11 protein-coding genes are annotated in these 10654 nt (G+C 60.1%); 4 read left to right on the top strand and 7 right to left on the bottom strand.

Annotated features, from left to right (window positions below; genetic code table 11):
- Positions 1-59: 59 nt before the first annotated feature.
- The 4 genes from FS767_RS17680 to FS767_RS17665 form a co-directional block, all read right to left on the bottom strand.
- Entirely contained in the window at positions 60-635 is a 576-nt protein-coding gene (locus FS767_RS17680) for a DUF2589 domain-containing protein (protein ID WP_144967081.1), read from the bottom strand.
- Between the two features lie 85 nt (positions 636-720).
- The gene (locus FS767_RS17675; protein ID WP_144967080.1) at positions 721-1356 is read right to left on the bottom strand and encodes a DUF2589 domain-containing protein; all 636 of its coding nucleotides are present in this window, start codon (positions 1354-1356) and stop codon (positions 721-723) included.
- Between the two features lie 57 nt (positions 1357-1413).
- Positions 1414-1794: a Mor transcription activator family protein gene (locus FS767_RS17670; protein WP_144967079.1), complete on the bottom strand. Its 381-nt coding sequence runs from the start codon at positions 1792-1794 to the stop codon at positions 1414-1416.
- A gap of 238 nt (positions 1795-2032) precedes the next feature.
- Positions 2033-2491, bottom strand: a complete 459-nt coding sequence (locus tag FS767_RS17665; RefSeq protein ID WP_144967078.1) for a hypothetical protein — start codon at positions 2489-2491, stop codon at positions 2033-2035.
- Positions 2492-2640: 149 nt separating this feature from the next.
- Here FS767_RS17665 and FS767_RS17660 point away from each other — a divergent pair, with 149 nt between their 5' ends.
- Positions 2641-2829: a hypothetical protein gene (locus FS767_RS17660; RefSeq protein WP_023533551.1), complete on the top strand. Its 189-nt coding sequence runs from the start codon at positions 2641-2643 to the stop codon at positions 2827-2829.
- A 31-nt stretch (positions 2830-2860) separates the two neighbouring features.
- On the opposite strand, the gene FS767_RS17655 is transcribed toward FS767_RS17660, so the two are convergent.
- Positions 2861-3235 carry a fe2+ zn2+ uptake regulation protein gene (locus FS767_RS17655; protein WP_144967077.1) on the bottom strand — a complete coding sequence of 125 codons (375 nt, stop codon included), beginning with the start codon at positions 3233-3235 and terminating at the stop codon, positions 2861-2863.
- A 223-nt stretch (positions 3236-3458) separates the two neighbouring features.
- Between FS767_RS17655 and FS767_RS17650 the strand changes: the two genes are divergently transcribed.
- Entirely contained in the window at positions 3459-5786 is a 2328-nt protein-coding gene (locus FS767_RS17650) for an acylase (RefSeq protein WP_144967076.1), read from the top strand.
- 110 nt (positions 5787-5896) lie between these two features.
- On the opposite strand, the gene FS767_RS17645 is transcribed toward FS767_RS17650, so the two are convergent.
- A complete protein-coding gene (locus FS767_RS17645; protein ID WP_144967075.1) occupies positions 5897-6619 on the bottom strand; it encodes a UDP-2,3-diacylglucosamine diphosphatase in 723 nt (240 codons plus the stop codon).
- Positions 6616-7116 carry a peptidylprolyl isomerase gene (locus tag FS767_RS17640; RefSeq protein ID WP_144967074.1) on the bottom strand — a complete coding sequence of 167 codons (501 nt, stop codon included), beginning with the start codon at positions 7114-7116 and terminating at the stop codon, positions 6616-6618. Before FS767_RS17640 ends, FS767_RS17645 begins: the two co-directional genes overlap by 4 nt.
- A 248-nt stretch (positions 7117-7364) precedes the next feature.
- On the opposite strand from FS767_RS17640, the gene FS767_RS17635 reads away from it, so the two are divergent.
- Complete coding sequence (locus FS767_RS17635) at positions 7365-9068, top strand: glutamine--tRNA ligase/YqeY domain fusion protein (protein ID WP_144967073.1); 1704 nt, start codon at positions 7365-7367, stop codon at positions 9066-9068.
- A 9-nt stretch (positions 9069-9077) separates the two neighbouring features.
- The gene (cysS, locus tag FS767_RS17630) at positions 9078-10460 is read left to right on the top strand and encodes a cysteine--tRNA ligase (protein ID WP_058605167.1); all 1383 of its coding nucleotides are present in this window, start codon (positions 9078-9080) and stop codon (positions 10458-10460) included.
- The last annotated feature ends 194 nt before the right edge of the window (positions 10461-10654 follow it).

Here is a 10654-nt window from a genome sequence, read left to right as displayed (position 1 = left end):
CCACCGCAGGTTTTCGGACTGGCCTGACTGAGGATCGGGCTGAGCCGGTGGTGCCGGGATCAACGTACCGTCGCCGCCTCGATGAATTCGTTGGTGGGCGAGGGTGGTGGCGCTGGAGCCGGAGCCGGAGCCGGAGCCGGGGCGCGAACTGGGATGATCAAGTTGGTGTATTCCTCGATCAGCCGGTTTAGGGCCTCGGGCGGTTCGCTTGCCTGGAACTGCATCCGGATCTGCACCTCGTCGGGGTCGCGGCTATCTCCTTGGCGCCCCTGGCCACCGATGGTTACCTTGAAACTGGCCGAGCGGCTTGCGTCGGCTGGGGTGAATGCTCGTCGTGCTTCGGTATTCTGGACGCGAACCGACAGGTCGACCTGCATCCGTTCCAGTGCCAACCCTTTAGGCGACACCAGCGCGAAAAGGGGCACGCGCATCAGGTGTTGCTCATCCATGGCCACCTCGACCATCTTCGCGGTCATCGGAGCGCCCAGCTCTTGGTGATTGCAGTCGAAAAAACGATCGAACAGTTCAATGTACTGTTGCGCGATCATGCTGTTGGCGGCGCTCGCAGCTTCCTGCAGGCCGCGAGTGATTTCGCGCAGGTCAATGGATGTCATGGGGACAGGGCTCTTGTCCATGGGTTCGACTCATTGGGCCAAGTGGGTCCCCTGAAGGGCCTTCAGGGGGACAATTCGCGCCGCGCCGTGACTGCGCTGACAGTAGTTATGCCGTGGGGCTATCGAGCTCTTCCGGAGCCTGAGGTGGCGCACTCAAGGCTGGCGATTGCTGCGTGACATCCTTTGCAATAATGGGCTTGGTAGCCGCCTCTGTGAGGAAGTCGATCACCCTCATCATTGCCTCTGGTGGGTCCTGTCGCTTGAGAGTCGTGTTGAAGGCGTAGCGTGCCCGGGTGTCAGTCTTGCGCGTTTGCGATGACTTATGGCTTACGCTGCCCTTGACGTTGAGCTTGAAGGGGCCCCAGCCCAAGGAGGCCGCGCCTTCTGCGTTTATGTCCCTGGCCGATGTGTCTTCGGACATCTGGTTGATGACCAGCTCGAATTCGACGGTGCCGTTTTCGATGGCGATGTTCGGGTGGGTGATCGCCGCCATCAGCGGCACTTGCAGCGTCTTCTTGACCACGCCCTGTGATTGGCCCTGCTCGTCGACGATGGTCTCGTCATAGTCGAACTGGATAGCGACCGCCTTGCCGTCCTGTACGCAGACTTGCATGAGGAAGTCTGCGTAGGATTTGCTGGCGGTGACCTGGGCCTGGACCATGGCCTGCAACGGGCCCGCGATCATGCGGTCCATGGGCAAGGCATTGATGACGGACCCTATGAGGCTGTTGTCTATGGACATGCTGGGTTCTCTTTTAAATTTCAGGTTAAGGGTGGGTATGGGTGGATGAGGCTTCGCTCATCGCAATGGCAACTCCTGACGGCGGATGTTGCCGATCTGGCGCAGGCTCAGGCCGTACTTGTCGGCCAACAAGCTGCGCGAGAATCCGCTGGCGCTTTCTTTCTGAATCTGTTGGTTGCGCAATTGGCGGATAAAATGATCAACCTTGGGAATCTCAAGCGCGACACCTGCAAAGCGCTTGATCAGGGCGTCGAGTGCCTCAGCCGGTAACACGTCAGCAAGCTTGGTTCGATCGCGGTGTTTTGGAATGTACTTAGGCCTACCGCCAAATGCGCAGGTCAGCTGGTACGCGTTTTCTATGCCTATGCACTCAATCAGTGCCTGTAGCGATTGCGGCAATTGGCTGACGTCGATGTGGCTCAAGTCTGGCGTTTCCATATGACGCTCCTTCGAAAATGGTAGGGGTCACCAGCGGCATAACGTCGAGGTGTGGCTAAATTTTCTGTGATAGGCGGCGGGACCCGCTAGGCGCTATTAGGGGTGAGGGTTGTAGTTTCGGTTACTAGCTTATGCAGGCAGCGCAGTCTCACCGTGTAGGAAAAACACATGCAAGCGCTCGAGACGTGAGTGTTCCCGGGGAATGAGCGCAACATATGGCACTTTGGGTATTAACACCTCAGTCGCACGGATAGGCACGTAGTAGACTGGCACTGCCCAGGTGTGCCTCTTGAAGACTTCGCAGCCCGGATGGCACGGACCTCCAGTCCACCTGCACACAGAGTGCGTGCAGAGGCTGCCCGTTACGGGATCCGATAATCCGGTCATCGAAGGTCCGGCGGTAAATCGCCTGGGTCTCGTACACCGGCCGTACTTGGTCGGCGCGCGCCAGGGTCTGCTGCGCAAGCGCTGGCAATACAGCGGATGGCACCTCGAATCGCAACGAGGTGTTGCCAGGACTCAGGTAGCCAGCCTTTCGAACCCGTTGCCACAACTGTTGCCACTGGCTGCTCCCTGCTTTCTGGCTCAGCGTGTGACCAAGCTCGAGCAGTCTTGCGCAAGGCACCTCAGTTGTATTGAAAGCATGCAATGGCGTGATGGCCAGGCACAGCATGAGTGTTAACAGGTATTTGTTCATGGGGCTCCCCACATGTGTGTTGAAGCCGGATGTTTTCAGCTTGGGATGCTGCCAGGCAGCAGGAAATGCAGCGCCGGGGCGGGCGAACGTTGTATCATCTGCGCGGCTTGAGCTAAGCCATTTGTTTCGGATGTAGCAAGGAACCGTCGATGACACACGTGCAGCGCCTCAAATATTCCCTCCTGATCATTCTGGTGGTCCTTGGGCTAATGATCGGTCTCTCCCATTTGCAAAAAGCGGGTACGATCAGCGAGCAGACCTTCCAGATGCTGGCTATCGCCATTGCCGTGGTCGTGGTGGTGATCAACGGCATACTGCGACGTAAAGTCAGGCGATGACGCTTACCGTCCCAGTTGCCAGCCCGACTGCTCAGGCCGAGGTGGTTCGCTCCAGTAGCGCACGTGCCTGCGGATCAAGGCTGTAGCATTTGTCAGCACCTAGCTGAATCACGCCTTCGGCACATAACCGTTTGAGCACCTCTCGTACGCTGACAAATGACAACGGTATGTCCAACTGCTCCAGTTGCGCATGCACGCCTCGCACGCCAATGCTTCTTCCATTTCGCTCTGCCGCGTGCAGGGCGTCTATCACTTTCAGCCGTATCAGGCTGGTACGCAGCCCGAAGCTGCGCAGCAACTCCCGTATCTGCTCGTTGCCGGTTCGTTCGTCGACCTGCGCGTCCTGCCCAGTCGGGGTGTTGGCCTGCGCCGTGTTGGCTTGCGCTGGAGTTGGCGGGTTGTACATGTGAATGCTCCTTTTCTTGGACGAACCCGAACGATGGGTGCCTCTTTGAATAAGACGAATGAGCGCCTGTAATCTGCAATGCAAAGCGAAAAAACCTTCATCAGTTGTTGTTGGCTCAGATCAAGCGGCATCTTTTCCCGTCACGCCTGGTCCCTGTACACGAGCGTCAGGCCTGAGCGTAAAGGCCGCCTAAACTCTTCTTGCGTTCGTTCGTTTCACCGGCATGAACCGTATTCGAGGAGTGTCCGTGTCCCCATTTATCCGCTCAAGCCGTTGTGCCGGTCTGGCCGCAGCGCTCATGGTTGCGGCCTTGACCGCACAGGCTCAACCCGTAGCGCAAGATGCCAGCGCCCAGATCCGTCGCACCACCTATGGCGTGCCGCATATCGTGGCCAAGGATGAAAGAGGGCTCGGTTATGGCATTGGCTATGCCTATGCCCAGGACAATCTTTGTTTGCTGGCTGACCAGGTCCTGACGGTCAGCGGTGAGCGCTCGCGCTATTTTGGTGGTCAAGGCCAGACCGTGGACCAGCGCGAGAACCTGGCCAGTGATGTGTTCTTCACCTGGCTTAACGGGCCGGGACAGGTGCAGGCTTTTCTGGACGCACAGCCCGCTGCCATCCAGGCTCTCTTGGCGGGTTATGCCAGTGGGTTCAATCGAGCACTGGCCGAGCGTCGTCAGCAGGGCCTGCCACCGGAATGTGGAAAGGGTGAGTGGGTGCGCGCCATCACCAGCCAGGACCTGGTCAAGCTAACACGGCGGTTACTTGCAGAAGGTGGGGTCGGGCAGTTCGTCGAAGCCCTGGCCGGCGCGCAGCCGCCCGAGAACGATGCCCGGCAACCCGCAGTCGCTTATGGGAAAGCGCTGGAACAGCAGCAACGGTTTGCCACCCAGCGTGGCAGCAACGCCATTGCAGTGGGTGCCCAGCGTTCGGGCAATGGCCGTGGTTTGCTGTTGGCCAACCCGCATTTCCCATGGGTGGGAGGCATGCGGTTCTACCAGATGCAATTGACCATCCCCGGTGAACTCGATGTGATGGGTGCAGCATTACCTGGTTTGCCGATGATCAACATCGGCTTCAATCGCCACCTCGCGTGGACCCATACCGTCGACACGTCCAAGCATTTCACGTTGTTTCGCCTGCAACTCGACCCCAAGGACCCAACCCGGTATGTGCTCGACGGCAAGTCACTGCCGCTGACCCGCCAAAGCGTCAGCATCATGGTCAAGGCCGCCGATGGCCGACTGCAAAAAATCGAGCGTGTCCTGTATAGCTCGTCATTTGGTCCGGTCGTTCAGTGGCCTGGGCGGTTGGACTGGGACAGGCATACGGCCTACAGCCTGCGTGATGCCAACAGCGATAACGCCCGCGTGCTGCAACAGTGGTACCAGATCAATCGTGCCGACAGCGTGGCGGCGCTGACGCGTTCCGTTGAGCAGCTGCATGGTATTCCATGGGTCAACACCGTCGCCGTGGATGAACGTGGCAAGACGACCTACCTGAACCAGTCAGTGGTGCCTTACGTCGACCAGGCATTGCTCGATGACTGCGGTGGCGAACAGGCAGGCCCGCTGGTAGTGCTCGATGGTTCCCGCAGCCTGTGCAACTGGAAAGTCGACAGCCGCGCTGCGCAACCCGGTACGGTTCCGGCGGAGCTGATGCCCCGTCTGGAGCGCGATGATTTCGTGCAGAACTCCAACGATCCAGCCTGGATGACCAACCCTGCGCAGCCGATGACAGGCTACTCGCCCTTGGTCAGCCGCAGCGATCAGCCTCTGGGCATGCGTGGGCGCTTCGCGTTGGAACGTCTGCAAGGCAGGGCGCTGCTTGGTGTGGAAGATCTGCAGCGCTTGGTGACCGATGACGAAGTCTACCTTGCGCATTTGCTGCTGCCGGATCTGCTGAGCTGGTGCAAGCGTGCCCCCACTGATGTCCAGCCCGTGTGCCGCAGCCTGGCCAGCTGGAACGGCAAGGCCAACCAGCAGAGCAACATGGGGCTGGTGCACTTTGAAAACATCTACAACGCAATCGAGCAACAACCGCAGGTATGGCGAGTGGCGTTCGATCGCAACGACCCTGTGCATACCCCGCGTGGTCTGGCGGTTGAGCAGGCATCGGTGAGCAAGGTGGTTCATCAGGCGGCCCTTGCCTCACTCCGGCAAGTGGCCGAGGAGGGCATCGACCCGAAGGCGCACTGGGGGCAGGTACAACAGGCCCAAGATGGCACGCCAGTGCCGGGCGGGCCCCAGGCACTTGGCGTGTACAACGCCATGTACAGTGTGCCGATGGGGCAGGGCAAGCGCTTGGTTGTCAGCGGCACCAGCTACCTACAGCTGGTCAGCTTCACCGATGAAGGCCCCAAGGCACGCGGTCTGCTGGCGTTCTCCCAATCGAGCGAGGCGGCCTCGCCCCATGCCAGTGATCAGACCAAGGCGTTCGCTGCTGGTCAGTTGCATGATATGCCGTTCACAGAGAAGCAGATAAAGGCCGATCCGGCGTACCGGGAGGTGATTATCCGTGAGCGAGATGAGCGGCTAGGCGTTCAGTGAGTATCGGAATGGGAGACAAGCCTTGCTCGTCTCCCGCATAAGCATCAGCCCGACGCCTGATGTTGCGCTCAGGCTGGCTAGCCACTATCGAGCAAATAGCGCTCAAGCGCTCAGGGAAATTCGAACGGCGCCAGCTGAAACCCTTGCGCGTCCACTTGCAAGGCCCAGGCACGTTTGTCCCAGTCGCCCAGCACAATGCGCCGGGCCGGCTCCCCGTCCACCATCAGCTTGTGAATCGCCGGGCGATGGGTATGGCCGTGCACCAGTGTGCGCACGTCGTGCGCCGCCATGACCTTGGGCACTTCTTCGGGCGTGACGTCAACGATCTCCGTGGATTTCATTCGCGTCTGGGCGCGGCTTTCGCTGCGCAGCTTGCGTGCCAATTTCAGGCGAACTGACAAGGGGAGGTGCCTAAGCAACCAGAGGCTCACGGGATTGCGCAGCAATCGCCGCATTTTCATGTAGCCCAGGTCTCGGGTGCACAAGGTGTCGCCGTGCATCAGCAGCACCCGTTCTGCTTCCAGCTCAACCACACAAGGATCGCTCAGCAGGGTGCAACCTGCAGCCTCGCAAAAGGCCTGGCCGATCAGGAAGTCCCGGTTGCCGTGCATCAGGTAGAGCGCAGTGCCGCTGTCGCTGAGCCGTCGCATGGCTTGGCAGATCGACTGCTGAAAGGCGGTCATGGCATCGTCGCCGATCCACGCTTCGAAAAAGTCGCCCAAGATGTACAGCGCCTTGGCCTGGCAAGCCCGACCTTCGAGCAAATCAAGAAACGCCCGGGTGATGTCCGGGCGTTCTTCTTGCAGGTGCAGATCGGAGATCAGCAGTATCACTCAATGATCTCGGCTTTCTCGATGATTACGTCGTCCTTTGGTACATCCTGGTGGCCAGCGCTCGAGCCGGTGGCAACTTTTTCGATGGCGTCGACGACTTCACGGCCTTCGATCACTTCACCGAACACGGCGTAGCCCCAGCCCTGGGTGTTTTTGCCGCTGTGGTTGAGGAAATCGTTGTCAGACGCGTTGATGAAGAATTGTGCCGAGGCAGAGTGCGGGTCCATGGTGCGGGCCATGGCGATGCTGTACTTCTTGTTCTTCAGGCCGTTGTCGGCTTCGTTCTGGATGCTGTCGCGGGTTTTCTTCTGGGACATGCCAGCTTCAAAGCCGCCGCCCTGAATCATGAAGCCTTTAATGACGCGGTGAAAAACGGTGCCGTCGTAGTGGCCGTCCTTGACGTACTGAACGAAGTTTTCGGTCGTCTGCGGCGCTTTCTCGGCGTCCAGCTGCAGGACGATGTCGCCGTGGTTGGTGCTCAGTTTGACTTTGGACATGCTGAAACTCGCTTTTTCAAGGCAATCGAAAATAGGATGCGTTGGGCGCTGATTACTACCAGACGCGGCGTCAGGCGTTGAGGACACATGGCGCGCTTGCGCCATTTTGCCAAGGCTGCGGCAAAAAGGCGTGAGAAATCACGCGAGTTTGGCGGAGCCCGACTGTCGGCAGCTTGACTGCTTCGGCTATGATAGGCCCTTTGATTCATTCGGCCTACCCAGGCCGGCTACGTGCATTCAAGGATCCTATGAGCAAGCCCACTGCCGACAACGCGCCCAACGCCGCTGCCAAAGGCGCCCCCGCTGTCCCTGCGAACTTCCTGCGGCCGATCATCCAGGCCGACCTGGACTCGGGCAAGCACGCCAGCATCGTCACCCGCTTCCCGCCCGAGCCCAATGGCTACCTGCACATCGGCCATGCCAAGTCGATCTGCGTCAATTTCGGCCTGGCCAAGGAGTTTGGAGGTGTCTGTCACCTGCGCTTTGACGACACCAACCCTGCCAAGGAAGACCAGGAGTACATCGATGCCATCCAGCGCGATGTAAAGTGGCTGGGCTTCGACTGGGCCGGCGACGTTCGCTACGCCTCGAGCTACTTCGACCAACTGCACGCCTGGGCCGTCGAGCTGATCAAGCAGGGCAAGGCCTACGTGTGCGACCTCACGCCGGAACAGGCCAAGGAATACCGCGGCAACCTCAAGGAACCAGGCAAGAATAGCCCGTACCGCGAGCGCAGCGTGGAGGAGAACCTCGACCTGTTCGCCCGCATGAAGGCCGGTGAGTTCAAGGACGGTGAGCGCGTGCTGCGCGCCAAGATCGACATGGCTTCGCCCAACATGAACCTGCGTGACCCGATCCTCTACCGGATTCGCCATGCCCACCACCACCAGACGGGCGATACCTGGTGCATCTACCCGAACTACGACTTCACTCACGGCCAGTCGGATGCCATCGAAGGCATCACCCATTCCATCTGCACGCTGGAGTTCGAAGGACACCGGCCGCTGTACGAGTGGTTCCTGGACCACCTGCCGGTGCCTGCGCATCCGCGCCAGTACGAGTTCAGCCGTCTTAACCTCAACTACACCATCACCTCCAAGCGCAAGCTCAAGCAACTGGTGGACGAGCAACACGTCGAGGGCTGGGACGACCCGCGCATGTCCACCTTGTCGGGCTTCCGCCGCCGTGGCTACACCCCGGCGTCGATCCGCAACTTCTGCGAAATGATCGGTACCAACCGCTCGGACGGTGTGGTCGACATGTCCATGCTGGAGTTCTGCATCCGCGACGATCTGGACCGTACTGCACCCCGCGCGATGTGCGTGCTGCGCCCATTGAAGGTGGTGATCACCAACTATCCCGAAGGCCAGATCGAGCAGCTCGAACTGCCGCGCCATCCCAAGGAAGACATGGGCGTGCGCGTGCTGCCATTCGCACGTGAGCTGTACATCGACCGCGACGACTTCATGGAAGAGCCGCCCAAGGGTTACAAACGTCTTGAGCCTAACGGCGAAGTGCGCCTGCGCGGTAGCTACGTCATCCGCGCCGATGAGGCGATCAAGGACGCCGAGGGCACTATCGTCGAGCTGCGCTGCTCCTACGATCCGGACACCCTGGGCAAGAACCCCGAAGGCCGCAAGGTCAAGGGGGTGATCCACTGGGTGCCGGCCGAGGGTAGTGTGGAATGCGAAGTCCGGTTGTACGACCGTCTGTTCCGTTCGGCGAACCCTGAAAAGACCGAGGAGGGTGGCACTTTCCTCGACAACATCAACCCTGATTCGCTGCAAGTGCTCAGCGGCTGCCGTGCCGAGCCCTCCCTGGCCCAGGCGCAGCCGGAAGATCGCTTCCAGTTCGAACGCGAAGGCTACTTCTGTGCTGACCTCAAGGACAGCCAGCCGGGCCGCCCGGTATTCAACCGCACCGTCACCCTGCGTGACTCCTGGGGCAGCTGAGGAACCACCGTGCTCACGATCTACAACACCCTGACCAAGACCAAGGAGCCGTTCAAACCGTTGGACGGCAACAACGTGCGCATGTACGTCTGCGGCATGACCGTCTATGACTACTGCCACCTGGGCCATGGTCGCAGCATGGTGGCTTTCGACCTGGCCACCCGCTGGTTGCGCAAGAGCGGCTACAACCTGACGTACGTGCGCAACATCACCGACATCGATGACAAGATCATCAACCGGGCCAACGAGAACGGCGAAACCTTCGACGCACTCACCGCCCGCATGATCGATGCGATGCACGAGGACGAACGCCGCCTTAACATCCTGCCTCCGGACCAGGAACCGCGCGCCACCGATCACATTGCCGGCATGCATGCCATGATCCAGACCTTGATCGACAAAGGTTATGCGTATGCGCCTGGCAACGGTGATGTCTACTACCGCGTCGGCAAATTCGTGGGTTACGGCAAGCTCTCACGCAAGAAGATCGAAGACTTGCGTATTGGTGCGCGAATCGAGGTCGGCGAGGCCAAGCAGGATCCGCTGGACTTCGTCCTGTGGAAAGGCGTCAAGCCGGGCGAGCCCAGCTGGGAGTCGCCCTGGGGGCCTGGCCGCCCTGGTTGGCACATCGAATGCTCGGTGATGTCCACGTGCTGCCTGGGTGAGAGTTTCGACATTCATGGCGGCGGCAGCGACCTTGAGTTCCCGCATCATGAGAACGAAATTGCCCAGAGCGAAGCTGCCACTGGCAAACCGTACGCCAACGCCTGGATGCACTGCGGCATGATCCGCATCAACGGCGAGAAGATGTCCAAGTCGCTGAACAACTTCTTCACCATTCGCGACGTGCTGGAAAAGTATCACCCTGAAGTGGTGCGCTATCTGCTGGTGGCCAGCCACTACCGCAGCGCGATCAACTACTCAGAAGATAGCCTTCGCGACGCCAAGGGTGCACTGGAGCGGTTCTACCACGCTTTGCGTGGCTTGCCTCGTGTACCGGCCAGCGGCGGGGAGGCCTTCGTCGAGCGTTTCACTGCTGCGATGAACGACGACTTCGGTACGCCAGAAGCCTGCGCCGTGTTGTTCGATCTGGTCCGCGAAATCAACCGCCTGCGCGAGAGCGACGTGTCGGCAGCGGCTGGCTTGGCGGGGCGTTTGCGTGAGCTGGGTGACGTGCTGGGTGTGTTGCAGCTGGAGGCCGATGACTTCCTGCGTGCAGGGGCTGAAGGAAAGGTGGACGCTGCTCAGGTCGAGGGTTTGATCCAGGCACGCTTGCAGGCGCGGGCGGATAAGAACTGGGGTGAGTCCGATCGCATTCGTGACCAGTTGACGGCCATGGGTGTGGTGCTTGAAGACAGCAAGGGCGGGACGACCTGGCGGTTGGCGGACTGATCTGGGGGGAGGGTGAGCGGATTGGGTTGCTTGCAACCCATGTCCAGCCCGCCTGTAACTCGGCGATGGCCAAGCGTTTACCGTCGTCCTTGCCCTTACCGCAACATGCTTTCTGCGTTTGCTTCTAAGCGCGCGGTAGTTCAGGCGCCGCAGATCGCGACTTCAGGAGGCCGAGCGCAGGGCTTGCGCAGGGA

Origin of the sequence: Pseudomonas sp. DE0010, assembly GCF_007680745.1 — a bacterium.
In the GTDB taxonomy this organism is placed as follows: Bacteria; Pseudomonadota; Gammaproteobacteria; order Pseudomonadales; family Pseudomonadaceae; genus Aquipseudomonas; species Aquipseudomonas parafulva_B.
Note: the sequence above shows the minus strand (reverse complement) of the source record. Positions and strands in the feature narration are given on the sequence as shown.

Bases quoted from the DNA above. Each gene is read 5' to 3' on its own strand.
- FS767_RS17680 (WP_144967081.1), bottom strand. From the start codon at position 635: ATGGACAAGAGCCCTGTCCCCATGACATCCATTGACCTGCGCGAAATC.
- FS767_RS17675 (WP_144967080.1), bottom strand. From the start codon at position 1,356: ATGTCCATAGACAACAGCCTCATAGGGTCCGTCATCAATGCCTTGCCC.
- FS767_RS17670 (WP_144967079.1), bottom strand. From the start codon at position 1,794: ATGGAAACGCCAGACTTGAGCCACATCGACGTCAGCCAATTGCCGCAA.
- FS767_RS17665 (WP_144967078.1), bottom strand. From the start codon at position 2,491: ATGAACAAATACCTGTTAACACTCATGCTGTGCCTGGCCATCACGCCA.
- FS767_RS17660 (WP_023533551.1), top strand. From the start codon at position 2,641: ATGACACACGTGCAGCGCCTCAAATATTCCCTCCTGATCATTCTGGTG.
- FS767_RS17655 (WP_144967077.1), bottom strand. From the start codon at position 3,235: ATGTACAACCCGCCAACTCCAGCGCAAGCCAACACGGCGCAGGCCAAC.
- FS767_RS17650 (WP_144967076.1), top strand. From the start codon at position 3,459: ATGAACCGTATTCGAGGAGTGTCCGTGTCCCCATTTATCCGCTCAAGC.
- FS767_RS17640 (WP_144967074.1), bottom strand. From the start codon at position 7,116: ATGTCCAAAGTCAAACTGAGCACCAACCACGGCGACATCGTCCTGCAG.
- FS767_RS17635 (WP_144967073.1), top strand. From the start codon at position 7,365: ATGAGCAAGCCCACTGCCGACAACGCGCCCAACGCCGCTGCCAAAGGC.